24 protein-coding genes and 1 pseudogene are annotated in these 25,530 nt (G+C 71.2%); 20 read left to right on the top strand and 5 right to left on the bottom strand.

What is annotated here, in order from left to right:
• A pseudogene (locus tag ACFYPA_RS07435) lies at positions 1-102 on the bottom strand (electron transfer flavoprotein subunit beta); the annotation flags it as partial.
• A gap of 110 nt (positions 103-212) precedes the next feature.
• On the opposite strand from ACFYPA_RS07435, the gene ACFYPA_RS07430 reads away from it, so the two are divergent.
• Both ACFYPA_RS07430 and ACFYPA_RS07425 read left to right on the top strand, forming a co-directional pair.
• A complete protein-coding gene (locus tag ACFYPA_RS07430; protein WP_359349241.1) occupies positions 213-935 on the top strand; it encodes a TetR family transcriptional regulator in 723 nt (240 codons plus the stop codon).
• 125 nt (positions 936-1,060) lie between these two features.
• Positions 1,061-1,465, top strand: coding sequence for a Zn-ribbon domain-containing OB-fold protein (locus ACFYPA_RS07425; protein ID WP_389130418.1), 405 nt, complete (start codon positions 1,061-1,063; stop codon positions 1,463-1,465).
• 11 nt (positions 1,466-1,476) lie between these two features.
• Here the strand turns inward: ACFYPA_RS07425 and ACFYPA_RS07420 are convergent, their stop codons facing one another.
• From ACFYPA_RS07420 to ACFYPA_RS07410, 3 genes are all read right to left on the bottom strand, one after another.
• Positions 1,477-2,121 carry a response regulator transcription factor gene (locus ACFYPA_RS07420; protein WP_359084546.1) on the bottom strand — a complete coding sequence of 215 codons (645 nt, stop codon included), beginning with the start codon at positions 2,119-2,121 and terminating at the stop codon, positions 1,477-1,479.
• A complete protein-coding gene (locus ACFYPA_RS07415; RefSeq protein WP_359318599.1) occupies positions 2,112-3,278 on the bottom strand; it encodes a histidine kinase in 1,167 nt (388 codons plus the stop codon). The genes ACFYPA_RS07420 and ACFYPA_RS07415 overlap by 10 nt, the downstream gene beginning before the upstream one ends.
• A gap of 96 nt (positions 3,279-3,374) precedes the next feature.
• Positions 3,375-4,040, bottom strand: coding sequence for a DedA family protein (locus tag ACFYPA_RS07410; protein ID WP_359318602.1), 666 nt, complete (start codon positions 4,038-4,040; stop codon positions 3,375-3,377).
• 468 nt (positions 4,041-4,508) lie between these two features.
• Here ACFYPA_RS07410 and ACFYPA_RS07405 point away from each other — a divergent pair, with 468 nt between their 5' ends.
• The gene (locus tag ACFYPA_RS07405; protein WP_389130361.1) at positions 4,509-7,244 is read left to right on the top strand and encodes a cellulose binding domain-containing protein; all 2,736 of its coding nucleotides are present in this window, start codon (positions 4,509-4,511) and stop codon (positions 7,242-7,244) included.
• A gap of 163 nt (positions 7,245-7,407) precedes the next feature.
• Positions 7,408-7,980 (top strand): hypothetical protein, encoded by a 573-nt coding sequence (locus ACFYPA_RS07400; RefSeq protein ID WP_359084538.1) that lies wholly within the window; start codon positions 7,408-7,410, stop codon positions 7,978-7,980.
• A gap of 168 nt (positions 7,981-8,148) precedes the next feature.
• Here ACFYPA_RS07400 and ACFYPA_RS07395 read toward each other — a convergent pair whose 3' ends face one another.
• Positions 8,149-9,033, bottom strand: coding sequence for an SIS domain-containing protein (locus tag ACFYPA_RS07395; protein ID WP_389130357.1), 885 nt, complete (start codon positions 9,031-9,033; stop codon positions 8,149-8,151).
• Between the two features lie 185 nt (positions 9,034-9,218).
• On the opposite strand from ACFYPA_RS07395, the gene ACFYPA_RS07390 reads away from it, so the two are divergent.
• From ACFYPA_RS07390 to ACFYPA_RS07315, 16 genes are all read left to right on the top strand, one after another.
• Complete coding sequence (locus tag ACFYPA_RS07390; protein WP_359084534.1) at positions 9,219-10,019, top strand: DeoR/GlpR family DNA-binding transcription regulator; 801 nt, start codon at positions 9,219-9,221, stop codon at positions 10,017-10,019.
• 207 nt (positions 10,020-10,226) lie between these two features.
• A complete protein-coding gene (locus ACFYPA_RS07385; RefSeq protein WP_389130354.1) occupies positions 10,227-10,520 on the top strand; it encodes a hypothetical protein in 294 nt (97 codons plus the stop codon).
• A gap of 126 nt (positions 10,521-10,646) precedes the next feature.
• Complete coding sequence (locus ACFYPA_RS07380; RefSeq protein WP_359349251.1) at positions 10,647-11,918, top strand: ricin-type beta-trefoil lectin domain protein; 1,272 nt, start codon at positions 10,647-10,649, stop codon at positions 11,916-11,918.
• Between the two features lie 349 nt (positions 11,919-12,267).
• On the top strand, positions 12,268-13,266 hold the full coding sequence (locus ACFYPA_RS07375; protein ID WP_389130351.1) for an MBL fold metallo-hydrolase: 999 nt from the start codon (positions 12,268-12,270) through the stop codon (positions 13,264-13,266).
• 170 nt (positions 13,267-13,436) lie between these two features.
• The gene (locus tag ACFYPA_RS07370) at positions 13,437-14,798 is read left to right on the top strand and encodes an ATP-binding protein (protein WP_359318617.1); all 1,362 of its coding nucleotides are present in this window, start codon (positions 13,437-13,439) and stop codon (positions 14,796-14,798) included.
• Entirely contained in the window at positions 14,795-15,220 is a 426-nt protein-coding gene (locus ACFYPA_RS07365) for a roadblock/LC7 domain-containing protein (protein WP_359084525.1), read from the top strand. The genes ACFYPA_RS07370 and ACFYPA_RS07365 overlap by 4 nt, the downstream gene beginning before the upstream one ends.
• Complete coding sequence (locus ACFYPA_RS07360) at positions 15,217-15,570, top strand: DUF742 domain-containing protein (RefSeq protein WP_359084523.1); 354 nt, start codon at positions 15,217-15,219, stop codon at positions 15,568-15,570. Before ACFYPA_RS07365 ends, ACFYPA_RS07360 begins: the two co-directional genes overlap by 4 nt.
• On the top strand, positions 15,548-16,177 hold the full coding sequence (locus tag ACFYPA_RS07355) for an ATP/GTP-binding protein (RefSeq protein WP_359318620.1): 630 nt from the start codon (positions 15,548-15,550) through the stop codon (positions 16,175-16,177). The genes ACFYPA_RS07360 and ACFYPA_RS07355 overlap by 23 nt, the downstream gene beginning before the upstream one ends.
• Positions 16,174-17,436: a cytochrome P450 gene (locus tag ACFYPA_RS07350; protein WP_359349254.1), complete on the top strand. Its 1,263-nt coding sequence runs from the start codon at positions 16,174-16,176 to the stop codon at positions 17,434-17,436. The genes ACFYPA_RS07355 and ACFYPA_RS07350 overlap by 4 nt, the downstream gene beginning before the upstream one ends.
• A 104-nt stretch (positions 17,437-17,540) precedes the next feature.
• Positions 17,541-17,939: a cell division protein SepF gene (locus tag ACFYPA_RS07345; protein ID WP_359084517.1), complete on the top strand. Its 399-nt coding sequence runs from the start codon at positions 17,541-17,543 to the stop codon at positions 17,937-17,939.
• Positions 17,940-18,139: 200 nt separating this feature from the next.
• Complete coding sequence (locus tag ACFYPA_RS07340) at positions 18,140-18,499, top strand: nucleotide pyrophosphohydrolase (RefSeq protein WP_359084515.1); 360 nt, start codon at positions 18,140-18,142, stop codon at positions 18,497-18,499.
• 125 nt (positions 18,500-18,624) lie between these two features.
• Complete coding sequence (locus ACFYPA_RS07335; protein WP_389130343.1) at positions 18,625-19,161, top strand: DUF6099 family protein; 537 nt, start codon at positions 18,625-18,627, stop codon at positions 19,159-19,161.
• An 89-nt stretch (positions 19,162-19,250) separates the two neighbouring features.
• Positions 19,251-20,174, top strand: a complete 924-nt coding sequence (locus tag ACFYPA_RS07330; protein WP_359084513.1) for an LLM class F420-dependent oxidoreductase — start codon at positions 19,251-19,253, stop codon at positions 20,172-20,174.
• Between the two features lie 15 nt (positions 20,175-20,189).
• Positions 20,190-21,161, top strand: a complete 972-nt coding sequence (gene mmuM, locus ACFYPA_RS07325; RefSeq protein ID WP_389130340.1) for a homocysteine S-methyltransferase — start codon at positions 20,190-20,192, stop codon at positions 21,159-21,161.
• Between the two features lie 43 nt (positions 21,162-21,204).
• A complete protein-coding gene (locus tag ACFYPA_RS07320) occupies positions 21,205-22,740 on the top strand; it encodes a 3' terminal RNA ribose 2'-O-methyltransferase Hen1 (RefSeq protein WP_389130337.1) in 1,536 nt (511 codons plus the stop codon).
• Complete coding sequence (locus ACFYPA_RS07315; RefSeq protein ID WP_389130334.1) at positions 22,737-25,418, top strand: polynucleotide kinase-phosphatase; 2,682 nt, start codon at positions 22,737-22,739, stop codon at positions 25,416-25,418. Before ACFYPA_RS07320 ends, ACFYPA_RS07315 begins: the two co-directional genes overlap by 4 nt.
• The last annotated feature ends 112 nt before the right edge of the window (positions 25,419-25,530 follow it).

The following is a 25,530-nucleotide window of genomic DNA, read 5'->3' as shown; positions in this document are numbered from 1 at the left end:
ACCGTCGACATCCTCACGATCCAACGTCAGGTCATCGGCGAAATGCCGGTCACCGGTCGCGTCGGGCACGTACTTCACACAGACAACGATCCTCAGGCTCACGCCGGCTCTCCCTGTACTTCGTCGAGTCTCTACGGCAATCCTATGGTACCCAGTACCCTTCGTAAAGGTACGCAGTGCCGGATGTGCGTTTCCGATGCTACGTTTCCGGCATGACCGATGACCGCGGACCGGCCAAGAAGCCCCCCATGCGTGACGTACTCGCCGAGGCGGCCTTCGCGCTCTTCATGGAGCGCGGATTCGAGCGGACCACGGTGGACGACATCGTCGCCAGCGCGGGGGTCGGGCGGCGGTCGTTCTTCCGCTACTTCCCCTCCAAGGAGGACGCGGTCTTCCCCGATCACGAGCGGTGCCTCGCGGACATGACCGCGTTCCTGGAGGCCGCCGGGGACGGCGATCCGGTGGAGGCGGTGTGCGAGGCGGCCCGGCTGGTGCTGCGGATGTACGCGGAGAACCCGGAGTTCTCCGTCCAGCGTTACCGGCTCACCCGGGAGGTGCCCGGTCTGCGTACGTACGAGCTCTCCGTCGTGCGCCGCTACGAGCGGACCATGGCCGGCTACCTGGAGCGGCGGTGGTCCGGTGCGCCGGACGCGGCCCTGCGCGCCGAGGTGATCGCCGCTTCGGTGGTCGCCGCGCACAACAACGGGCTGCGGTCCTGGCTGCGTTCGGGCGGCCGGGGTGATGCCGGCGCCGAGGTCGACCGGGCGCTCGAACTCGTCCGCACCGTGTGGGGGACCGCCGCCGAGCGGCCGTCGGCACCCGCCTCCGAGGACGAGGTGATCGTGATGATCGCGCCGAAGGGCGCCCCGATGTGGCGCGTCGTTCAGCGCATCGAATCGGCTCTCGGCGAGGAACACGGTTCCACTGAGAGGTAGTTCACGCGGCGGGTTCGCACTCCCCGGCACTCAGTACCTTTACTTCATGGAACTAAGTGCCATACGGTGCCGGTGTGCCGTCGCCGGAGGTGCGGCGCACCCAGTCGAGCGCGGGAGGCCGAGGCGTGTTCATCACCGGAATCGACGTGGAGCCCACTGCTCACGACACAGCGGGGCCGCACAGCACGGAGGGGCTGGTCTACCAGGTGTGCCGGTGGTGTGGCACCGCTTCCTTCCGTAAACTCCTGTGCCCCGTCTGCGCGTCGAGCGATCTGGAGTCGGAACAGAGCGCCGGCCACGGGGTCGTCGTGCGCTCCAGCGTCGTGAACCGCTACTCGCGGGTCATGCGCAACGAGTCCCTGGTCCGTTTCCCCGAAGGGTTCGTGTACCGGTGCCGCATCGTGGGCGCGGCTCCGCACCTGGTGAACGTCGGCGACCGGGTCCGGCCCGTCGGCGGCATGACCTCCGAGGCGGGCGAAGTGGTGCTCGAACTGTGCGACCCGCCCCGGATGGGCGACTGGTACGCCTGAGCCACCGGCCCTCACGCTTCCAGATAGCGCAGGACGGCAAGGATCCGGCGGTTGTAGCCGGTGGTGTGCGCCAGCCCCAGCTTGTCGAAGACCATGTTCAGGTTCTTCTCGACCGCGCTCAGTGAGATGTGCAGCTTCTGCGCGATGGCCGCATTGGTGTGACCCTGCGCCAGCGCCTCCAGAACGGTGCGCTCGCGCGGCGTCAGCCGCGACAGCGGGTCTCCGTGCGCGCTGCGGATGACCAGCTGGCGTACGACTTCGGGGTCGAAGACGGCCCCGCCCGCGTGGATCCTTTCCAGTGAGTCGAGGAACTCCTCCACCTGCGCGACCCGGTCCTTGAGGAGATAGCCCACCCGCTCGGCGTTCGTGGCGAGCAACTGGGCCGCGTAGGCCCGCTCCACGTACTGGGACAGGACGAGCACCCCGACGGCCGGCCACCGCCTGCGGATCTCCACCGCGGCGCGCAGGCCCTCGTCCTTGTGCGTGGGCGGCATCCGGATGTCGGTGACGACGACGTCCGGCGTCCGCGACGCGACCTCCGACAGCAGCTCCTCGGCGTCACCCACGGAGGCGAGCACCTCGTGGCCCTCCTCGGTGAGCAGCCGGACGAGTCCTTCCCTCAGCAGGGCCGAGTCCTCGGCGAGAATCACACGCACGGCAGCTCCGCGGTCACGGTGGTGGGGCCCCCGACGGGGCTGTGGACGTCCAGCATGCCGTCGATCGCGGCGACCCGGCCCCGCAGGCCGGCCAGTCCGCTGCCTTCCGGGTCCGCCCCGCCCCTTCCGTCGTCGCGGACGCGCACGCTGAGGACCTCGCCCTGCCGCACGACGTTCACGAGGACGTCCCCGGCCCCGGAGTGCTTGGCGGCATTGGTCACGGACTCGGACACGACGAAGTACGCGGCCGTCTCGACGGGCGGTGGCAGCGGCCCGGACACGTCGTACGCCACCCGCACCGGGAGCGAGCACCGCTCCGCCACCCCGCCCAGCGCCTCCCTCAGCCCCAGATGGTCGAGCGCGGTCGGATAGACCCGCCAGGCCACTTCGCGCAGTTCGCCGAGCACCTCGCCCGACTCCTTGTGCGCCTGCGCCAGCAGCGCGTCGGCCTGCCCGGGGTCGCGGGCGCGGCGCGCGCGGCCGAGCAGCATCGCGAGCGCCACGAGCCGCTGCTGCACCCCGTCGTGCAGATCGCGCTCGACCCGTCGCCGCTCGCTGTCCACCGCCCGCACCACCGCGGCGCGGCTCGCGGCGAGTTCACCGATGCGCCGCTCCAGCAACTCCCGTTCGCCGGGGCCGAAACACTCGCGTGCGAGCCGGGCGTCCAGCGCGGCGAGGGACAACAGCCCCTGTACGTCGAGGAAGAGCAACACGGAGCCGAGGGCCATCTGGCCGAGCAACTCCCGCAGACCCAACGTCGACCGGGCGACCCCGGCCGCGAGGAGCCCGGCCAGCACGAGTCCGAGGACCAGCAGCCCGGTCACCACCGCGCACAGCAGTCCCGCGTAGGTGCGGGAGGCCAGATAGCGCAGGACCTGCTGATCGGTGGCGCGGTGCTCGGGAAACCGGTCGTGGAAGAAGACGGCCCGTCGCCACCGCTCGGCGCCGGTCAGTCTCCGGGCTCCCGCGACGAGGAGGACCCGCGCACGGCGGCGGGTGCGCGGCCACAGCAGGAAGGCGCCGAGCAGCGCGCCGGCCACGGCGAAGTAGAGCAGCGAGCCCAGTGCGGTCAGACAGCCGAGGAGCGCTCCCGCGGCCCTGAGCGGGAGCGGGGGAGGAGGGTGAGGGGAGCCCGCGCCCGCCGAGTTGCCCGTCATGTCCGCCGACAGTACTGGCGCCGCAGGGCTGCGACAAGATCGTCCGGCCGGGCGGGGGCCGGGGTCCGGCGCCGGGTGCGGAGGCATCGTCGCCCTTCAGGAGACACGCCGGTGCTGGGCCCGGGGGTTCCTGGACCGGAAGCGCACGACCACGTAGAGCGCGATCGCGGTCAGCACCAGGAGCAGGACCACCTTGGACAGCAGGCCGACATACGTCCCCACCGTGTCCCACTGGTCGCCCAGCCAGTAACCGGCCAGCACGAGAACCGAGTTCCACGCCAGGCTGCCCAGGGCGGTCAGCCCGAGGAACACCGGCAGCGGCATGCGTTCCAGACCTGCCGGGACGGAGATCAGACTCCGGAAGATCGGCACCATGCGGCCGAGCAGGACGGCCTTGGTGCCGTGCCGGGCGAACCACGCCTCGGTGCGCTCCAGATCGGAAGCCCGCACCAACGGCAGTCTCGCCCACAGGGCGTGCATCCGCTCCCGTCCGAACAGCATCCCGATCCAGTACAGCGCGGCCGCACCGGCCACCGAACCGAGCGTGGTCCAGAAGAGGGCCGACGCCAGGGAGATCGCCCCCTGCCCCGCGGCGAAGCCGGTCAGCGGCAGGATCACCTCGCTGGGCAGCGGCGGGAAGAGGTTCTCCAGAGCGATGGCAAGACCGGCGCCGGGACCGCCCATGGCGTCCACGAGATCCGCCGCCCAGCCGGCGACACCACCGGCGGGTTCCTGGGGAAGGGCGAGCGTCACGGGATCCATACGGGTCCTCCAAGGCGGACGATGGCCGCGGCACGGACACCACGACTCGTCGGCCACGCTAGAAGCCGCTGACCTGCGGAAGTATGGGGGTTGCCGTCGTGTCAGGTGCGGTGTTCCGGACATCTGCACTGCGGTTTCCCGCAGGGTGCGGGGCACGGCTGCGGCCGGGCACGTGGGCGGGGGCGCGGGGCCGGCACGGTTCGCCCGTTCGGCCCGGTCAGGGACGCGCGTCCGGTGTGGCCGGGCGGTCTCCCGAGCGGCGCTCCGTCGGCGGCGTCACGGGTGACTTGCCGTGCTGGTCGGAAAGTTGACTGCTCGCCAGGTTCAAGTCATCCGATGAACCCTGGGTATTGCCCTTCTCCCGGCGGGCGCGCGCCGCTACCATCGGGGCGCGAATGGGAGCGCTCCCACATCGGCACCCGCCCTGTACCGCCGCTGTCGGCGGTCTCGTTCGGAGAGGACGTTTCCGTGCGCTCAAGCGCTAGACCCCTTGCCGCCCTCCTGGCAGCACTCACTCTCACCGCCGGGCTGTTCGCCACCGGCGCCCCCGCATCGGCGCGAGCCAACGACCCCGTACCCGCTGTTCAGGCCTCCGATGTGTCGTCGGCCGCGGACACGTATGACTGGAAGAACGTCCGCATCGACGGTGGCGGTTTCGTCCCCGGCATCGTCTTCAACCGGTCCGAGAAGAACCTCGCCTACGCCCGTACCGACATCGGCGGCGCCTACCGCTGGGACCAGGCGGGCAAGCAGTGGACCCCGCTGCTCGACTGGGTGGACTGGGACCACTGGGGCTGGTCCGGCGTGGTGAGTCTCGCCTCCGACTCGGCCGACCCGGACAACGTGTACGCGGCCGTGGGCACGTACACCAACAGCTGGGACCCGAACAACGGCGCGGTCCTGCGCTCCTCGGACCGGGGCGCCAGTTGGAAGGCCGCCACGCTGCCCTTCAAACTGGGTGGCAACATGCCGGGGCGCGGCATGGGCGAACGCCTCGCCGTCGACCCGAACAAGAATTCCGTGCTCTACCTGGGCGCACCCAGCGGCGAGGGCCTGTGGCGCTCCACGGACTCGGGAGCGACCTGGTCCGAGGTGACGGCCTTCCCCAACCCGGGCAACTACGCCCAGGACCCGACCGACACCAGCGGCTACGGCAATGACAACCAGGGCATCGTCTGGGTGACCTTCGACGAGCGATCCGGCGGCGCGGGGAGCGCGACCCAGGACATCTACGTCGGCGTCGCCGACAAGGACAACACCGTCTACCGCTCCACCGACGGCGGTGCCACCTGGTCGCGGATCGCCGGACAGCCGACCGGTTACCTGGCCCACAAGGGGGTGCTCGACTCGGCGAACGGCTATCTGTATCTGACGCTGAGCGACACCGGCGGCCCGTACGACGGCGGCAAGGGCCGGATCTGGCGCTACACCACCGCGACCGGTGAGTGGAAGGACGTCAGCCCGGTGGCCGAGGCGGACACCTACTACGGATTCAGCGGACTGTCCGTGGACCGGCAGGACCCCGGCACCCTGATGGCGACGGCGTACAGCTCCTGGTGGCCGGACACCCAGATCTTCCGCTCCACGGACAGCGGGGCGACCTGGACCCGGGCCTGGGACTACAGCAGTTACCCGAACCGCACCAACCGCTTCACCCAGGACGTCTCGTCCGTGCCCTGGCTGACCTGGGGTGCCAATCCGACGCCGCCGGAGACCTCGCCCAAGCTGGGCTGGATGACGGAGGCGCTGGAGATCGACCCGTTCGACTCGAACCGGATGATGTATGGCACCGGTGCCACGATCTACGGCACCGAGAACCTCAAGAACTGGGACTCCGGCAGCCAGTTCAAGATCACCCCGATGGTGAAGGGCCTGGAGGAGACAGCCGTCAACGACCTGGCGAGCCCGCCGTCCGGAGCCCCGTTGCTCAGTGCGCTCGGCGACATCGGCGGCTTCCGGCACACCGATCTCGACGCCGTGCCGGACATGATGTTCACCTCGCCCAACCTCACCTCGACCACCAGCCTCGACTTCGCGGAGAGCAGCCCCAGCACGGTGGTGCGGGTCGGCAGCGCCGACGCCGCCCCGCACATCGGCTTCTCGACGGACAACGGCTCCAACTGGTTCCAGGGTTCCGAGCCCGCCGGAGTCACCGGAGGCGGCACGGTCGCGGCCGCGGCCGACGGCAGTGGGTTCGTGTGGAGCCCGGAGGGCGCGGGTGTGCACCGCACCACCGGGTACGGAAGTTCGTGGTCGGCGTCCACCGGGATTCCGGCCGGGGCGACCGTCGAGTCCGACCGGAAGAACCCGAAGAAGTTCTACGGGTACAAGGCCGGCACCTTCTACGTCTCGACGGACGGCGGCGCCTCCTTCACCGCCAAGGCGTCCAGCGGTCTGCCCGCCGAGGGCAACGTCCGCTTCAAGGCCGTGCCGGGTACCGAGGGCGATGTGTGGCTCGCGGGCGGCAGCGCGACGGGGGCCTACGGGCTCTGGCACTCCACCGACTCGGGCGCGACGTTCACCAAGCTGTCCGGGGTCGAGCAGGCGGACTCGGTCGGCTTCGGCAAGGCGGCCGCCGGGTCGTCGTACCAGACGCTCTTCGTCACGGCGAAGATCAGCGGCGTGCGTGGCGTCTTCCGTTCCACGGACGCGGGTACGACCTGGACGCGGATCAACGACGACGCCCACCAGTGGGGCTGGATCGGTGCGTCCATCACCGGTGACCCGAGGATCTACGGGCGGGTCTACCTCTCGACCAACGGGCGCGGAATCATGTACGGCGACGCGTCGGACGGTGACGGGGGCGGCACGGACCCGGGCACCGATCCGGGCACGGACCCCGGCACGGACCCCGGCACCGACCCGGGGAACCCGCCCGGGGACGCGGCCTGTTCGGTGGCGTACAAGGTCACGAATCAGTGGTCCGGCGGCTTCCAGGCCGATGTGACGCTCACCAACACCGGGACGCAGGCCCTGGACAGCTGGCGGCTGGGGTGGACGTTCGTGGACGGCCAGAAGGTCACCCAGATGTGGAACGCGACGCTCGCGCAGGACGGGGCGAAGGTGACGGCGGCCAGTGTCTCCTGGAACGGGAGGGTGGCGCCGGGCGCATCGGTGGGCTTCGGCTTCACCGGCACCCTGACGGGCGGCAACGCCGTGCCGGCCGCGTTCGCCCTCGGTGACGAGGCCTGTTCCACCGGCTGACCAACGGGCGGAGGGGGATGAGGGACGGGGGGGGGGGCGGGCCGAGCGGATGGGCCCGCCCCTGGCGTCGCCGTGCGGTCCGCGCCGCCCCTGTCGTGTCCGAAGCCCGGTGAACAACCGGTCTCACTGGCCCCGTACAGGTTCGTCGGCCATACTGCCCGCCGTGGAGCAGCGCATAGATCCCAACACTCAGCCCGCGTACGCCGCAGGGACAGACCCGGCGTACATCCCTGGTCTCACGGCCCCCCGAACCGCCGCGAAGGCGGACGAGGACCCGGAGCAGACCGAGGAGACCGCACCCGAGGACGCCGCGCCGGACAAGGACGTCGCGGAGGCCGCGCCCGAGGACGCGGTGCCTGACGGCGAGCCCGTCGCCACGGAGGCGGCGGACGACGAGGAGGACGAGAACGAGAACGAGGCAGGGGAAGGCCGGTCGTCCGAGGACGACGCCGAGGGCGGCGCGTCGTTCGAGGTGAGCGACCGGCGCGGTTCGATCTCCGCGGACCGCACGGGTATCCGGTTCACGCTGGACGACCAGGAGGCCGACTTCCACTGGGACGAGATCGGCGCCGTCGAACTGAAGCCGGCCCGGTTCGGCCGCCGGTTCACGATCACGGTCCACATATCGGACCGGCGCTGGTTCAACGCCGAGGTCGAGGCGGCCGCCAGGAGCAGCCTCAAGGAGTGGACGGAGGGCTTCGACGCGGTCCTGGACGCCTACTTCGAGGAGTCCTGACGGTCCGGGGCCGGCGGGCCGGACGCACGGGTGGACCGGCCGCCCCGCGACGGGCGGCCGGTTCCCCGGCGCACGAACCAGCTCGCCTCACGGGTCGTACGGCGGCGGAGGCTGGTTGCGGACGGTGCCTGACCGGCTGACGTCTGCCGGAGTCGGCGGGCAGGAGGCTCAGGCGTCCGCCAGGACCACCGAACGCGTCAGGTGGCGCGGGCTGTCCGGGTCCAGGCCGCGGGCGGCGGCGCGGGCGATGGCCAGGCGCTGGACGCGCACCAGTTCGGCCAGTGGGTCCAGGCCGCTCTCCACCCAGCGGGCACCGGTGGCGAGGACCTGCTCGCGCAGGCCCTCGGGGGCGGTGCCGAACGTCCAGGTGGCCGTGCCGGTGGTGGCGATGCTGATGGGGCCGTGGCGGTACTCCATCGAGGCGTACGCCTCCGTCCAGGAGAGCGAGGCCTCCTTCATCTTCAGCGCGGCCTCGTTGGCGAGGCCTGCCGTCCAGCCGCGGCCGAGGAAGGTGAACTGCGAGCAGTCCAGCAGCCCTTCGGGCAGCGGCTCGGCCAAGGCGGTCTCCGCGTCGCGGACCACGGCGTCCGTGTGCAGGCCGAGATGGGCGCGGAGCAGCGTCAGCAGGGTGGTGGCGAACCGCGTCTGCACGACGGACTGCTCGTCCGCGAAGTCGAGGACCACGACGGCGTCGGCGGCCGTCATCACCGGGGTGTCCGGGTCGGCGGTGATGGCCAGGGTGGGGGTGGTCCCGCGCAGCCGGTCGAGCAGTTCGAGCACCTCGGTCGTGGTGCCCGAGCGGGTGAGGGCGACTACGCGGTCGTAGTGGCGGCGGGTGGGGAACTCCGATGCGGCGAAGGCGTCGGACTCGCCCTGCCCGGACTCCTCACGGAGGGAGGCGTATGCCTGAGCCATGTAGAACGAGGTGCCGCAGCCGACCACGGCGATGCGCTCCCCGCGGGCGGGCAGCGCGGCGGCGTGGCTCGGAGCGAGGTCCGCGGCGCGGCGCCAGCAGTCCGGCTGGCTGGCTGTCTCGATCTCGACAAATGACACTTTTGCACTCCGTACTGGAGATGGGATGCTCGTTTACGCACGTTACTCGCGATGAGTGAGCATTATCAAGCATTCACTTTGCAGCCGGCTTGACTCGGCGGAGCCGTGTGCCACGCTTGCGCGTGTCCGGTGATCGCACCCAAGGGGATGGGTGCCGGCAGACCGGACCTGTAAGGAGAGTTCTCTTGTCCAGGGATGCCCGGTGGAACGCGCTGCTGGAACTCGTCGGTAAACACGGCCGGGTGGACGTCGAGGATGCCGCAGGCACCCTCGACGTCTCGGCCGCGACCATCCGCCGGGACCTGGATCAACTGGCCGAGCAGCACCTGCTCACCCGCACCCGGGGCGGCGCGGTCGCTCACGGTGTCAGCTACGAGCTGGCGCTGCGTTACAAGACGGGACGCAACGCGCCGGAGAAGCAGGCCATCGGCCGCGCCGTCGCCGAACTGGTCGCGGTCGGCGAGGTGGTGGGGCTGACCGGCGGCACCACCATCACGGAGGTGGCGCGGTCGCTCGCCGTGCGCTCCGACCTCGTGGGCGAAGGGGCGGGCGGGGCGTCCGGCCAGCCGACACTGACCGTGGTCACCAACGCCCTCAACATCGCCAACGAGCTGGTGATCCGGCCACAGATCAAGATCGTGGTGACGGGCGGTGTGGCCAGGCCCCAGTCGTACGAGCTGACGGGCCCGCTGGCCAGCGGTGTGCTGGGCGAGATCACGCTGGACCTCGCCGTACTGGGCGTCAACGCGATCGACACCGAACGCGGGGCGTACGTCCACCACGAGGGCGAGGCCAGTATCAACCGGCTGCTCGCCCAGCAGGCCCAGCGGGTCGTGGTGGCGGCCGACTCGTCGAAGATCGGCAAGCGGGCCTTCGCCCGGGTCTGCGACCTCGGGCTGGTCGACTTCCTGGTCACCGACACGGGCATCGCGCCCGAAGCCGCCGCGCGCTTCACCGACGCCGGCGTCACCGTCATCGCGGTCTGACCGGCGCTCCCCGCTCCCGGCCGCCCGACCCTCGCCGCGATTCCGGCGGCCGGGTGCGCCACCCCGCGCCCTGTGCACTGCCGCTCGCGCTCACGACGTCTCTTGCGTGCCAACAGATGTTCATCAGAACCCCGAAGTGAACAACTCTTGCCATGGGGGTGCGCAGTCGGGAACATGTGGGTGGCGTCGTGACGGAAGGGGCTTCCCGTGTCGGACCTGCGATTCGGTGTCATCGGGCTCGGTCTGCGCCGCTCCCTTGCGATGTCCGCCCCCCACCCGGGACAGAAGGCCGTGAACGCGGCGCAACTGCACCGCCATCGGCACCGAGGGGTCACTGCGCGACGGCGCGTCACCGGCACCTCACCGCTCGCCGCCCGGATGAGCGTCTCCGCCGGTGTCCTCGCGACCCGCTCCCTGCGTCAGGGCGGTGCGCCGCACGTCGTGCCTGCCCTCGACGCCGGGCTGGTCGCGTACTTCGCACGCGGGCAGGTCCGTTCCTGAGGATCTGACCGGGAAGGCCGGACAGAGCCACGGCCGTGTCCGGCGGGTTTCACAGCACGGATGCACCGAGCCGGTGCATGCAAGGGCAACGATCCCCACTCCCCCCACCAGAAGCAGGTGTAACAGATGATCCTGCGCCACTTGGCAGGCACGATCACCGCCACCGCAGCGGCAGCCGCCCTGGCCCTGTTCGGAACGGCCGCCCCCACCCAGGCCGCGGAGCCGGACGCGGCAGCACTCACCCAGCCCGTGGAGCCGGCCGCAGCACTTCCCGCCCGGGCCGCCGGGCCGGACAGAGCAGCCCCCACCCGGGCCGCCGCGCTCGGCACGACCCCCGGCACCTACACCAATTACTCCTTCGCCGGTGCTCCGGTACTGACCGACGTCACCTGGTCCACCACCGTCCTGCACGACCCCGGCTACCGGGCGAACGTCTTCTGGAGTCATCAGTTCGGCTTCGACAAGGGCAGCGGCGCGTACTTCGGAATGCAGTCCAACGGAGGGTCGAAGCGGACCCTCCTGTTCTCCGTCTGGGACGTCTCCGAGGCGAAGACGGGCTCATCCGGAAGCTGGTGCCTGAACTTCGGCGGTGAGGGCGAAGGCATGAGCTGCCGGATGAACCTCGACTGGACCGCCGGTCACCGCTACACGTTCGAGGTCGCGGCAGAGGGCGACGGATGGTTCGGCGCCACCGTCGCGGACACCGTCACGGGGGCGTCGTACAAGCTCGGCAGCATCAGGACGCCGGCCGCCGCCATCTCGCCCTCCGGAATGGTGGACTGGACCGAGTACTTCGAGTGGAACAACTCCCGCTCCACCTGTTACGACCAGCCGTTCAGCGACGCCCGTTTCGGGGTGCCCACCGGCAACGGCGGTACGGTCACGGGTGCGGTCGCCTCCACGTCCAGCAGCGACAACGCCTGTGCCCCGATGACCCGGATCGACACGGCCGCCGGCTCCACCGTGCAGAACCTCGCCGTCGGCAACTCGGTGCGGGGCGCGGTGACCGGGCCCGCCGGGAAGTGCCTGGACGCCTTCGGAGGCGTCGCGGACGGTGTGGTCGCCGACCTCTACACCTGCTCGGGCAGCGCCAACCAGGCCTGGGTGAAGGCGGCGGACGGCACACTGCGGCTCCCGTCGGACTACTGCCTCTCCGCGGAAGGCACCGGCAACGGCGCGGCCGTACGCGTACGTGACTGTGCCGGGACCGGAGCGGGCGGGGCGGTCACCGACCCGGCCCGGCAATGGACGTACAAGGCCACCACGCACGCACTCGTCAACAAGGCGTCCGGCCGCTGTCTCGACGTCCCGGGGAGCGAGACCGCGAACGGGACCGCGCTCGGGCTCTGGGACTGCCACGGCGGTGCCAACCAGCAGTGGAACGTGCCCGCTTCCTGACCAGCGGTGGAACGTGCCCGCGGCCTACTGGGCCACGAACCCCCGGGTGGGCCGCCTCCAGCGGTCCCACCCGGGGGTTTTCGGTGTCTGTTTCCGGCCATGCTCGGTGGGTAATCGGCCTCCGCCGGTTTGACGACGGGTTGCCTTGCAACGTTCATGGGCGCGAGCCCATCCATAGGATTTCACCTGAAATCTTCCGAATGTTCCCTGCTGTGACCGGTTCCGGTGCTCTCGGACGGTCACCGGTCGGTGGTCTCCATGGTGGCGGACAGGCGATTTCACGCCAACGGCGTGCCGTCGTGGCCGGGATCGAACGCGCGACCGGATCGGGGTCGGCATAATCGCGTCCATGTCGATCACGGGTGGAGACGTCGTTGACCTGGGCCGGGGCCTGCACGCATGGCTTCCGCCGAAACGGGGCTGGGGGCTGGCCAACTGCGGCCTGCTCGTCTCGCCCCGCGGCGCGCTCTGGATCGACACCCCGTACGACACCGTGCTGGCGGGCCAGTTCCTGGCCGAGAGCACGAAGCTGCTCCCCGAGGGTGTCTCCATCGACCGGGTGATCGTCACACACGCCAACGGCGACCACTTCTGGGGCGCGGGAGTGCTCCCGGACGCGGAGATCATCGCGACCCGCGAGGCCCGGGAGCACATCCACTACGAGCCCACTCCGCAGCAGCAGCACGCCCTGGTCAACGGAAGTGATCCGGCCACCGCGCTCGGCGCGTACCTCGGGCGCCACTTCGGCCCCTTCGACTGGTCGCAGACCGATCCGGTCCGGCCGACGACCTACTTCACCGGGGAGCTCGAACTGACCCTGGGCGAGTACCCCGTCCGCATCACGTCCCTGCCGTCCGCGCACACCACGGGGGACCTCATGGTCCACCTGCCCGCGCAGGGCGTCGTGTTCAGCGGCGACATCATCTTCTCCTCGACCCCGCAGCAGCCGGGGGACCACCCGATCCACTGGGCCGGCCCGCTGAGCAATGTGATCGCGGCCTGCGAGCAGGTACTGGACACCGGTGCGGAGACCGTCGTGCCGGGGCACGGACCGGTCCTTGACCGGGCCGGCGTACGCGATCGCATCGTCTATCTCGAGTACGTACGGGAGCGGGCCCACGCCTTCCACACCGCCGGAGTGCCCGCCGTGGAGGCGGCCCGCCGGGTCATCGGGGAGGGGCGCCATCCCGAACTCGGCCTCCCGGAAAGGCTGGTGGTCACGATCGGCAGCGAGTACCGGCAGCTCGACGGGTCCGAACTCCCCGGCGTGCTCCAGGTCATGACCGACGTCGCAGCGGTCGCGCAAGAAGTGGAGCAGGCCCGTGAGACGGCAGGCCGGGCGGACTGACCGCCCGGTCGGTGACCGCCGCGGCCACGAGGCCGTCCTTCGCCCTTCCTGCCACCGGAACGGCCTGCGCCGCCCCGGCCACGGGGCAGGCTCCTCCCTCCCCCGCCACGTGATCGGCTCCTCCCTCCCCGGCCACAGGACCGACCCGACGACAGAAACGCGGTAACGGCATGGCATGGATCGTGGCGGTGATCGCCGTCATCACCGCCGTGGCAGCAATGGCACGCTCCTACCGGGCCGCCCGGTCGGAGCAGTTGGCCGTCGCCCACGCCGAGCTGGCCGAACGCCAGGCCAAGGCGGCCGAGGCACGCACCGCGGCCCTCGTCGACGAGATCCGGCAGCTGGCGCACAAGCGCATTCCCGCCGCCGCACTCGCCCTCTCCCACCCCAGCGCCCAGGTTCCCGGGCTGCGGGAGGCGGCCGAGGTCGACGGCGGCGCTGCCCGGTTGCTCACGGAGGCCGTGCAGGCGGCCAGGACCGCGGTCATGGAGGAGCGGCAGCGTGTCGACGCGGCCGCCCGCGCGGCGATGCGCGGCACCTCGGCCAAGATCCAGTCCCTGCTCAACCAGTCCCAGCAGCTGCTGCACGAGCTCCAGCACGAGTACGACGACCCGCGCATCCTGCAACTGGACTTCCGCAACGAACTCGCGCTGCGCCGCACCCAGTCCACCGCCGTGCTCTGCGACGCGTGGCCGGGCCTGGCCCGGCAGAGTTCCCCGCTCGTCGAGGTCGTGCTCGGCGCACAGTCCCGGGTCGCCGGATACGAGCGGATCAAGGTGGCCAACCACCTGCGCGACGAGCGCCTCGCACTCGCCGCACGGGCGGCCGAACCTCTCGCGATCGCCCTCGCCGAACTGCTCGCCAACGCCACCGCCTACTCGCACCCCGACACCGATGTGCAGGTGACGGTCCAGCAGAGCGGCGGGCGGGGTGCGTTCCTGGTGGTCGACGACGCGGGCATCGGCATGGACGACGACGCGCTGGACCGGGCCCGTGCGCTGCTGGCCGGGCCCGCCGAGGTGCTTCTGACCGAGCTGGGCGACCCGCCGCAGACCGGGTTCGCCGTCGTCGGCCGGCTGGTGGTGCAGTACGGCTTCCACTGCCATATCGAGGCCTCGCCGTTCGGCGGTATGCGCACGATCCTGCGTGTCCCCGCCCACCTGCTGACCGTGCTGGAGGACGACCGCACCCTTTCCGTCCTGGCCCCGGTGCCCGTGTCGGCCACCCCGGCCCCGGACCGGCCGGCCGCCGCCGTGGAGTCCGCACCGCAGGAACCGCCGTCCACCGCGGCACCTTCCGGGCTGCCCAGCAGGCGCCGGCGCGCGCCCCGTCCCGCCGCCGCCGAATCGGCCCCCGCCGCCCCGGCCGCAGAACAGGTGCCCCGTACACCTGAGCAGGCCGAGTCTTCCTGGGCGGCACTCCAGCAGGGCACCCTGATCGGCAGGAGCGTCGCAGGGCGGGCCCCCGTACCGGATGCCGACGGCCACGACCACCTGGGAGACCAGGACGACCAAGGAGACGACGAGAAGTGAGCGCCCCCAGCCCCAGCACCGGTGACCTCGCATGGGTGCTGACCCCGCTGCTGGAACTGCCCGGAGTCCAGCACGCCGTGGTCGCCACCGGCGACGGTCTCGTCGAGGGCGCCTCACCCGGCCTCGACCGGGCCTCCGGCGAACGCGTGGCCGCGATGACGGCCACGCTGCACGCGGCGGCCCGCGCCTTCACCACCGCCTTCACCAACGCGGAGGCCCCGCGACTGGCCCAGACGGTCGTCGAGTCGGACCTGGGCTTCGCCATCGTCGTACCGGCGGGGAAGAACACGACGCTCGCCCTGTTCGCCGAACCGGGCGCCAAGCTCGGTGACATCGCCTACCAGATGCAGGTGCAGGTCACCGCGCTGACGCGGGCGATGCACGCGCCCACCCGCCAACCGGACACCGACGCCCGGCCATGACCGCCGGCCCAGGACGCCGTCTGATACCCGCCTACCTCGTCACCGGAGGCCGGTCCCGGCCCACCGGTCCCGCGCTCGACCGGCTGGCCGTGCTCGTGCGCACCGAGGAGGCCGTGGCGCTGGACACCGGCTCGGAGCAGCGCAGGCTCTGCGACCTGCTGGAGCCGGGCGCCCTCACCGTCGTCGAGTGCGCGGCTCATCTGGACCTGCCGGTCAGCGCCACCGTATTCCTGGCCACGGACCTCGCGGCCGCCGGACTTCTGCTCACGCGACCGCCGATACCCAGTGCCGGGGAGATCGACCGGTCGCTCGTCGAGAGGCTGCTCGTTGGACTCCGCTCCCTCCACTGACCGGACGGACGTCGGCTATCTGCCGACTGCCGCCCGGACCCTGATGAAGCTCGTCGTCACGGGTCCCTTCGGCGTGGGCAAGACGACCCTGATCCGCACCCTCTCGGAGATCCCGACGCTCCACACCGAAGAGGCGATGACCCAGTCCAGCACCCTGCTCGACGACACGGCCGGACTCCCCGAGAAGACCACGACCACGGTCGCCATCGACTTCGGGCGTCTCACCGTCCTGGACGATCTCGTGCTGTACATGTTCGGCACCCCCGGCCAGGACCGGTTCCTGCCGCTGTGGGAGGACATCGCGCGCGGGGCACTGGGCGCGCTCGTGCTGGTGGACACCCGTCGGCTTGCCGACTCCTTCGCCGTCATGGACATGGTCGAGGAGCAGGGGCTGCCGTACGCCGTCGCGGTCAACCGGTTCCCCGACGCCCCCGCCCACAGCGACGAGGTCCTGCGCACCCACCTCGACCTCGACGCCGGGACCCCGCTGGTCCAGTGCGACGCGAGGGAGCGACGCGGCAGCATCGACGCCCTGATCGCGCTGGCCGAACACGTGCTGACCCGACTGCCGCAGCCCGAGGACCCGCAGACCGAGGACCCGTCATGACACCGCATCCGCAGCCGCCGCAGCCCCTGGCGTTGTACGGCCCCGACTTCGCGGCCGATCCGCACGGCCACTACCGCAGACTGCGCGAGCACGGCCCGCTGGCGCCGGTCCGGATCGCCCCGGGCGTCGAGGCGATGCTCGTCACCGACTATCAGGCTGCCGTCGACCTGCTGCGCGACACCGAAACCTTCAGCAAGGACCCCCGCGCCTGGCAGGCGACGGTCCCCGCGGACTCCTCCGTGCTGCCCGTGCTCGGGCACCGCCCCACCGCGCTGTTCAGCGACGGCGCGGAGCACGGCCGTTACCGCGAAGCCATCAACGACACCCTCGCCCTGATCGAACCGCACGTCCTGCGCGCCGAGGTGGCCCGGGTCGCCCAGCAGCTCATCGGGTCGTTCGCCGAGACGGGGAGCGGCGACCTCATCACGCAGTACGCCCGGCGGCTCCCGCTGCACGTCTTCGTCACCTGGTTCGGCGTCGATCCCGCGGACGGCGAACGGATCGTCGACGGCATCGGCGGGATGATGAACTCGGCCCAGGGCGCCGCCGCCGCGTACGCCGACCTCGTCGACGTCGTCACCCGTCTCGTCGCCGACCGGCGCGCCCGGCCGCGCCGCGACCTCACCTCGTACTTCCTCGCACATCCGGCGAACCTGGACAACGACGAGACTGTGCGTCAGATCACGTTGCTGATGAGCGCGGGACACGACCCGACGACCAACCTGATCGGCAACGCGATCCTGCACATGCTCACCGACGAGCGGTACGCGGGCTCTGTGCACGGGGGTGCGATGACCGCCCACGAGGCGATCAACGAGGTCCTGTGGCAGGACCCGCCGATCGCCAATCTGGCGGCGCACTACCCGCGTCACGACACCGAGTTCCACGGGGTCCGGCTGCGCGCGGGTCAGCTCGTCCTCGTCTCCTTCGGAGCGGCCAACACCCAATCTGAGCAGGCTGGTTCGGACGCCGTGGTGCGGTCCGGGGGCAGCGCCCATCTGGCCTGGTCGGCCGGCCCCCACCGGTGCCCGGCGAAGCAGCCGGCCCTGCTCATCGCGATGACCGCGATCGAGCAGTTCACCAGCCAGCTGTGCGATGCGGAACTGGCTGTTCCGGTGGGCGAACTACTCTGGCGGCCAGGGCCGTTCCACCGCGCGCTGGTGCATCTTCCGGTACGTTTCACACCCCTGGACACCACCGTGTTCGCGGGCCCGGAGGGGGAGCCCGCCGGGCAGCCGGAGGCTCCGATCGGGTCCTGAACCGTGTCGCTGGTAGGCCGAACGGGTGAGGGGCGAGAGAATTGCCCGATGAACAGTGAGCGCAGCCGGCGCAACGCCAACCGATGCACAGACGGGGTGGTCCGGTGAGCAGGTACGACAGGTATGACGTCACGGACGAGCAGTGGGAGGGGCTCGCCCAGGTCGTCCCGCTGCGCAGTCGCAACGAGTGGCCCTCGCGAGTGGACCACCGCACGGTGTCGGACGAGCGGGAGAGCGCCGAGCAGCGGCGCATGGTGGTGCTGCGGGTCCAGGTCTTCGCGGACGCGCGCGAGGTCGCCGAGTACCTGGTCGCGCAGATTCCGGTACTCCTCGACCTGACCAGTGCCGAAGGCGATGTGGCCAAGCGGATCCTGGACTTCACCAGTGGAGTCGTCTTCGGGCTGGGCAGCGGAATGCACCGAGTCGACCGGAACGTCTTCCTGCTGTCCCCGATGGGCATGGAGGTCGAGGGAGTGACGGCGGCGGGCGTGCCGGGGGTGTAGGCGTGGCGGGCGTGTCGGCCGGGGTCGTCGCGCAGGCGGTACCGCGTGGCACCCGGTACGCGGTACGCCGTGACCGGGTGCGGCCCCGGCACGTCGCCTGCCTCCCTGCCCCCTGCCTCCCTGTGTCCTTGGCCGTCTGTCCCGTCCGCCTGCCCGACTGCCCGTCCGGGTGGTGGAGCGGCGGTGGTAGACCTGACGTCGTGACAGAACTTGATGTACGCGCGCTCCAGCAACGGCTCTCCGCGTTCGCGGCCGCACGTGACTGGGAGCAGTACCACACCCCGAAGAACCTCGCTTCGGCGCTGAGCGTCGAGGCCGCCGAACTCGTCGAGATCTTCCAGTGGCTGACGCCGGAACAGTCGGCGCGGGTGATGGAGGACCCCACGACGGCGCCCAGAGTGGCGGACGAGGTCGCGGACGTTCTCGCCTACCTGCTGCAGTTCTGCGAGGTGCTGGGGATCGATGTGCTGGCGGCGCTGGCGGCCAAGATCGAGCGGAACGAGGGCCGCTTCCCGGTGCCCGCGTCGACGGATCCCCGCTCTCGTCACTCTTCGGAGTGATCGACTTATCCACATTCGATTTCGTGTCCACAGATTTCCGAAATCCCCTGGCCTTTCGGTACCACCGCCCTCACTGTGGGTAATGGAAGAGGTGAGCGGGTTTTCGTGTCGAACGGGGGCAAGGGATGGAAGCGGAGCGGCTTGTAGCAGTCATCCGGAGCGCGCTGGCGCAGAGCCGGGGCACACCGGACATCATCGCCGAGGCATGGCAGGCCCAAGCGTTGGCGCAGGCGATCGGGAGCCGGCTGGCGGCGAGTGGCCCCAAGGAGTTACGGGGCGAGGCCAGCGGCCTCAGCGAGATCGGCGGACGGAGCAACGGGGCGCTGGATCATCCGGCGGCCCGGTCCGGTGTGGCCCGGGCGGCGCGGCTCTCCGAAGTCGCCGATCCCAGAGCGGCCCTCGCCGGCCTCGGCACGCTGCTCGGGGAGGTGGGGATAGCCCTGGTCGGGGTGGCATGCGACACCGATGAACAGGGCCTGTACTGGCAGTGCATGGAGGCGATCGACGCCGCCGACGAGTCGACGGACCGGGTGCACGGCATGCTCCGGCTGCTCGACGAGCGGGACCGGGAGCGTCAGGAGGATCTGGAGCGGGGCCGGGAGCGGGACGGCCCGCACGGCGTACTGCACGGACCGGTGGGACCGGCCGCCGACCTCGGTTGAGCGTCCGGCATCCGGGTTGGCCTGAACGCGGCGGCGTGGGGGGACCGGCCGGAGAGGAGCGGTGGCATCCCGGGGTGCAGGATGGATGCATGGATCTTCGAATCTTCACCGAGCCCCAGCAAGGGGCGAGCTACGACACACTGCTCACCGTCGCGAAGGCGGCCGAGGACCTCGGTTTCGATGCCTTCTACCGGTCCGACCACTATCTGCGCATGGGGCAGGGCGACGGCCTCCCCGGGCCGACGGACGCATGGATCACTCTGGCCGGGCTGGCCCGCGAGACCAAGCGCATCCGTCTCGGCACACTGATGACGGCGGGGACGTTCCGGCTCCCCGGTGTGCTCGCCATCCAGGTGGCACAGGTCGACCAGATGTCCGGCGGCCGCGTCGAACTGGGGCTGGGGGCCGGCTGGTTCGAGCAGGAACACAAGGCCTACGGCATCCCGTTCCCCAAGGAGAAGTTCGGCCGGCTCGAGGAGCAGCTGGCGATCGTCACCGGCCTGTGGGCCACCGAGGTCGGCAAGACGTTCAGTTACGACGGCACCTACTACCAGCTCACGGACTCGCCCGCGCTGCCCAAGCCGGCGCAGGCCAAGGTGCCCGTGCTGATCGGCGGGCACGGGGCGAAGCGGACGCCGCGGCTGGCCGCGCAGTACGCCGATGAGTTCAACATCCCGTTCGCCTCGCTGGAGGACAGCGAGAAGCAGTTCGGCCGGGTCAGGGCGGCGGCCGCGGAGGCGGGTCGCAAGCCGGACGACCTGGTGTACTCCAACGCCCTCGTCGCCTGTGTCGGCAAGGACGACGCGCAGGTGGCGCGCCGTGCCGCGGTCATCGGGCGGGACGTGGCGGAGCTGAAGGCGAACGGGCTGGCCGGCTCGCCCGCGGAGGTCGTCGACAAGATCGGCCGGTTCGGCGCCATCGGGGCGTCGCGCATTTACCTCCAGGTGCTGGACCTCGACGACCTGGAGCATCTGGAGCTGATTTCGTCCCAGGTCCAGTCACAGCTCGACTGAGACAAGGAGCCCTTGGTGTCACCCGTCCACGATCCCGGCCGCCCGGCAGGGGCACCGTCCCGCTCCCTCGCCACCGCGCTCTCGGCGGGGACGGTCCTGCTCGACGGCGGGCTCTCCAACCAGTTGGAGGCGCAGGGCTGCGATCTTTCCGACGCCCTGTGGTCGGCCCGGCTGCTCGCCGACGGGCCGGGGCAGATCGAGGCCGCGCACACGGCGTATGTGCGGGCGGGTGCGCAGGTGCTCATCACGGCCAGCTATCAGGCGAGTTGGGCAGGGTTCCGGCGGCACGGGATCGGGCGGGCGGAGGCGGCGGGGCTCTTCGCCCGCAGCGTGGAGCTCGCCCGTCGGGCGGCCGGGGCGGTGGACCGGGACGTCTGGGTCGCCGCCTCGGTCGGTCCGTACGGGGCGGTGACGGCGGATGGCGCGGAGTACCGGGGCCGCTACGGGCTCACGGTCCGGGAGCTGGAGCGTTTCCACCGCCCCCGGATCGAGGCCCTGGCAGCAGCCGGGCCCGATGTGCTGGCGCTGGAGACGGTGCCGGACATGGACGAGGCGCAGGCGCTGTTGCGGGTGGCGGGGGAGTGCGGACTACCGGTCTGGCTCTCCTACACCGTGTCCGGCGACCGGACCAGGGCCGGGCAGCGGCTGGATGAGGCGTTCGGCCTCGTCGACGGAGACGAACAGGTGGTGGCGGCCGGGGTGAACTGCTGTGATCCGGCCGACGTGGACGGGGCGCTCCGGACGGCGGCGGAGGTGACCGGAAAGCCGGTCGTCGTCTATCCGAACAGCGGTGAACGCTGGGACGCGAAGGAGAGGGGATGGGCCGGGGGCGCCACGTTCGACCCCGGTCGGGTCCGGGCCTGGCAGGAGGCCGGCGCGCGGCTGATCGGTGGCTGCTGCAGGGTCGGCCCGGCCACCATCGCGGAACTGGCCACGCTGCTCGGCGAAGAAGGGGGGACAGCGACACCCGCACCCGGGGAGGGGTGAAAATGCCTGGTGAGAGGGAGTGAACCGGACCATACTCGGACGTGTGTTCCTGACGATCAGTACCACCGGCATCCCGGAGCGTCCCGCCACCGATCTCGGTTTCCTGCTGCACAAGCATCCCGAGAAGGCGCAGACGTTCTCCACCTCGCACGGCACCGCGCACGTCTTCTATCCCGAGGCATCCGCGCAGCAGTGCACAGCCGCGTTGCTGCTGGAGGTGGATCCCGTGGCGCTGGTGCGGCGGGGCAAGGGCAAGGGCCGGGGCGGTGCCCCGGACGCGGCACTCGCGCAGTACGTCAACGACCGCCCCTACGCGGCGTCCTCGCTGCTCTCCGTCGCGATGAGCACCGTCTTCAAGTCCGCGCTGAGTGGCACCTGCAAGGCGATGCCCGAACGGGCGGCGGAGCCGATGCCGCTGCGGATCGAAGTGCCCGCCCTGCCGGCCCGTGGTGGTGCCGAACTGGTGCGCGCGCTCTTCGGGCCGCTCGGCTGGTCGCGGGTGGACGCGGTGGCCGTACCACTGGACGAGCGGTTCCCCGAGTGGGGGGACTCACGGTACGTACGGCTCGTGCTGGAGGGCGAGCTGAGGCTCGCGGACGCGTTGCGTCAGCTGTACGTCCTGCTGCCGGTGCTCGACGACGCCAAGCACTACTGGGTGGCGCCGGACGAGGTGGACAAGCTGCTGCGGGCCGGCGAGGGCTGGCTGGCCGACCACCCCGAGCTGAAGCTGATCACCAGCCGCTATCTGTCGCGGCGCTGGGGACTGACCCGGCAGGCGATGCAGCGGCTGGAGCTGGTGCGGCTCGCCGAGTCCGACGACCTCGACGTCGAGAGCGTCGACAACGCCGTCGACGAGACGGCGGACACGGAGGAGCGGCCGGTGCCGCTGGCCGAGCAGCGCCGGGCCGCGATCCTGGCGGCGCTGACCGCTGCCGGGGCGAGCCGGGTGCTCGACCTGGGCTGCGGGCAGGGCCAGTTGGTGCAGGCGTTGCTGAAGGACGTGCGTTTCACGGAGATCGTCGGCGTCGACGTCTCGATGCGCGCCCTGACGATCGCCTCGCGTCGGCTGAAGCTGGACCGGATGGGGGAGCGGCAGGCGGCGCGCGTGACGCTTCGGCAGGGCTCGCTCACGTACACGGACAAGCAGCTCAAGGGGTACGACGCGGCGGTGCTGAGTGAGGTCGTCGAGCACCTCGACCTGCCGCGGCTGCCGGCCCTGGAGTACGCGGTGTTCGGCGTGGCCCGCCCCCGCACCGTGCTCGTGACCACGCCGAACGTCGAGTACAACGTCCGCTGGGAGTCCCTCCCGGCCGGGCACGTCCGGCACGGCGACCATCGCTTCGAGTGGACCCGGGCCGAATTCCGTGACTGGGCGGGCGAAGTGGCCCGCAGGCACGGATACGGGGTGGAGTTCGTCCCGGTGGGCCCCGACGACCCCGAGGTGGGGCCGCCCACCCAGCTGGCCGTTTTCACGATGACGGCGGCCGACGCGACCGACACCGACGCGACCGAGACGACCGACGCGACCGACACGACGGCCAAGGCCGGCAGAACCGAGAAGGAGGCGAAAGCCGCATGAGCAGGGCCGGCGACAGCAACACTGACAGCACCCCCACTGACAACACCCCCACTGGCAGCACCCACTCCACCTCCAGCGGCCGCACTACGCGCACCCTGCCGGTGACCGACCTCTCGCTCGTCGTCCTCATCGGGGCGAGCGGCTCGGGCAAGTCCACCTTCGCCCGCAAGCACTTCAAGCCGACCGAGATCATCTCCTCGGACTTCTGCCGTGGCCTGGTCGCCGACGACGAGAACGACCAGAGCGCCAGCCGGGACGCCTTCGACGTCCTGCACTACATCGCGGGCAAGCGCCTGGCCGCGGGACGGCTGACCGTCGTGGACGCGACCAGCGTCCAGCCCGAGAGTCGCCGCCAGTTGGTGCAGCTGGCCCGGGAGCACGACGTGCTGCCCATCGCGATCGTGCTCGACCTGCCCGAAGAGGTCTGCCTCGCGCGCAACGCGGACCGCCCGGACCGCGCGGGCATGCCCCGCCACGTCATCCAGCGCCACCGGCGGGAGCTGCGCCGTTCGCTGCGCGGCCTGGAGCGTGAGGGCTTCCGAAAGGTCCACATCCTGCGCAGCGAGGAGGATGCCGAGCACGCCGAAGTGGTGCTGGAGCGCCGCTACAACGACCTCCGCCACCTCGCCGGCCCCTTCGACATCATCGGTGACATCCACGGCTGCAGCTCCGAGCTGGAGACCCTGCTCGGCAAGCTCGGCTACGTGAACGGCTCGCACCCCGAAGGGCGCACGGCCGTGTTCGTCGGCGACCTCGTCGACCGTGGCCCGGACAGCCCGGGCGTGCTGCGCCGCGTCATGTCCATGGTCTCGGACGGCAACGCGCTCTGCGTGCCGGGCAACCACGAGAACAAGCTCGGCCGCTACCTCAAGGGCCGCAAGGTCCAGCGGACCCACGGCCTCGCCGAGACGATCGAGCAGCTGGAACGGGAGGACACCAGGGATCCGGAGTTCCGGGAGCGGGTCAGGCAGTTCATCGACGGGCTCGTCAGCCACTACGTGCTGGACGACGGCAAGTTGGTCGTCTGCCACGCCGGTCTGCCCGAGAAGTACCACGGGCGCACCTCCGGACGGGTCCGCTCTCACGCCCTCTACGGTGACACCACCGGGGAGACCGACGAGTTCGGCCTGCCGGTGCGCTACCCGTGGGCGGAGGACTACCGAGGCCGCGCCACCGTGGTCTACGGCCACACCCCCGTCCCCACCACCTCCTGGATCAACAACACCATCTGCCTGGACACCGGAGCCGTGTTCGGCGGGAGGATGACCGCGCTGCGCTGGCCGGAGCGCGAGCTCGTCGACGTACCGGCCGAGCAGGTCTGGTACGAGCCCGTGAAGCCGCTGACCACCGAGGCGCCGGGCGGCAGGGAGGGCCGCCCGCTGGACCTCGCCGATGTCCAGGGCCGCCGGGTCGTGGAGACCCGGCACATGGGCCGGATCGCGGTGCGCGAGGAGAACGCGGCGGCCGCGCTGGAGGTCATGAGCCGGTTCGCCGTCGACCCCCGGCTGCTGGCTTACCTGCCGCCGACCATGGCACCGACCGCAACCTCGCACGAGGAGGGGTACCTCGAGCACCCGGCCGAGGCGTTCGCGCAGTACCGGGCGGACGGCGTGGCCAAGGTCGTGTGCGAGGAGAAGCACATGGGCTCCCGCGCCGTGGCCTTGGTCTGCCGGGACGCGGACGCGGCACGGGAACGCTTCGGGACCGGCAGCCTCGGGACCGGCGGTCTCGGGGCCGGCGACCCGGGGACCGGCGACCCCGGCAAGGGCGGCCCGACGGGTGCGCTGCACACCCGCACCGGACGGCCGTTCCTGGACGACCCCGCGCTCACCGAGGCCGTGCTGGGCCGGCTGCGCGAGGCCGTCACGGCCGCAGGGCTGTGGGAGGAGTGGGACACCGACTGGGTGCTGCTCGACGCCGAACTGATGCCCTGGTCCCTGAAGGCGGCCGGGCTGCTCCGCTCGCAGTACGCGGCGGTCGGCGCCGCTTCGGGCGCCGTCTTCCCCGCGGCGACCGGGGCGCTCGCGGCAGCGGAGGCACGCGGCATCGATGTCGGCGCGCTCGCGGACCGGCAGCGGGGGCGGGCCGAGGACGCAGCCGCGTTCACCGATGCCTACCGCCGCTACTGCTGGACCACGGAAGGCCTGGACGGGGTGCGCCTCGCCCCCTTCCAGATCCTCGCCGTGCAGGGCCGCTCGCTCGCCGCCGTCCCCCATGACGAGCAACTGGCCTGGCTGGACCGGCTGGTGGAGAACGACCCCACGGGTCTGCTCCAGGTCACCCGGCGGCTCGTGGTCGACACCGCGGACGAGGCGTCGCTCCGCTCCGGCATCGACTGGTGGCTGGAGATGACCGGCCGCGGCGGTGAGGGGATGGTCGTCAAGCCGCTCGGCGCGCTTGTCAGGGACGGCAAGGACCGCCTTGTACAGCCGGGCATCAAGGTGCGTGGCCGGGAGTACCTGCGGATCATCTACGGCCCCGAGTACACCCGGCCGGAGAACCTGGACCGGCTGCGTGGCCGCTTCCTCGGCCACAAGCGGTCGCTCGCGCTGCGCGAGTACGCACTGGGCCTCGAAGCCCTGGACCGGCTGGCCGAGGGGGAGCCGCTGTGGCGGGTCCACGAGGCGGTGTTCGCGGTCCTGGCGCTGGAGTCGGAGCCGGTGGACCCGCGGTTGTAGGGCCCTTCGGCGGGCCGGGGCCACCAGGGTCGCGGCCCGCCGGAAGAACCGGAGGACGGCAGAATCAACTGGCGATTCGCCGGGTGAACGGCGCTCCGCGCGGTGAGGATGG

It is taken from the genome of Streptomyces sp. NPDC005775 (assembly GCF_042871565.1).
GTDB lineage: Bacteria > Actinomycetota > Actinomycetes > Streptomycetales > Streptomycetaceae > Streptomyces.
Note: the sequence above shows the minus strand (reverse complement) of the source record. Positions and strands in the feature narration are given on the sequence as shown.

What these genes read in the sequence shown, in the direction of transcription:
- ACFYPA_RS07430 (WP_359349241.1), top strand. Translation starts at nt 213, where the DNA reads ATGACCGATGACCGCGGACCGGCCAAGAAGCCCCCCATGCGTGACGTA.
- ACFYPA_RS07415 (WP_359318599.1), bottom strand. Translation starts at nt 3,278, where the DNA reads ATGACGGGCAACTCGGCGGGCGCGGGCTCCCCTCACCCTCCTCCCCCG.
- ACFYPA_RS07410 (WP_359318602.1), bottom strand. Translation starts at nt 4,040, where the DNA reads ATGGATCCCGTGACGCTCGCCCTTCCCCAGGAACCCGCCGGTGGTGTC.
- ACFYPA_RS07380 (WP_359349251.1), top strand. Translation starts at nt 10,647, where the DNA reads ATGATCCTGCGCCACTTGGCAGGCACGATCACCGCCACCGCAGCGGCA.
- ACFYPA_RS07375 (WP_389130351.1), top strand. Translation starts at nt 12,268, where the DNA reads ATGTCGATCACGGGTGGAGACGTCGTTGACCTGGGCCGGGGCCTGCAC.
- ACFYPA_RS07370 (WP_359318617.1), top strand. Translation starts at nt 13,437, where the DNA reads ATGGCATGGATCGTGGCGGTGATCGCCGTCATCACCGCCGTGGCAGCA.
- ACFYPA_RS07360 (WP_359084523.1), top strand. Translation starts at nt 15,217, where the DNA reads ATGACCGCCGGCCCAGGACGCCGTCTGATACCCGCCTACCTCGTCACC.
- ACFYPA_RS07350 (WP_359349254.1), top strand. Translation starts at nt 16,174, where the DNA reads ATGACACCGCATCCGCAGCCGCCGCAGCCCCTGGCGTTGTACGGCCCC.
- ACFYPA_RS07335 (WP_389130343.1), top strand. Translation starts at nt 18,625, where the DNA reads ATGGAAGCGGAGCGGCTTGTAGCAGTCATCCGGAGCGCGCTGGCGCAG.
- ACFYPA_RS07330 (WP_359084513.1), top strand. Translation starts at nt 19,251, where the DNA reads ATGGATCTTCGAATCTTCACCGAGCCCCAGCAAGGGGCGAGCTACGAC.
- ACFYPA_RS07315 (WP_389130334.1), top strand. Translation starts at nt 22,737, where the DNA reads ATGAGCAGGGCCGGCGACAGCAACACTGACAGCACCCCCACTGACAAC.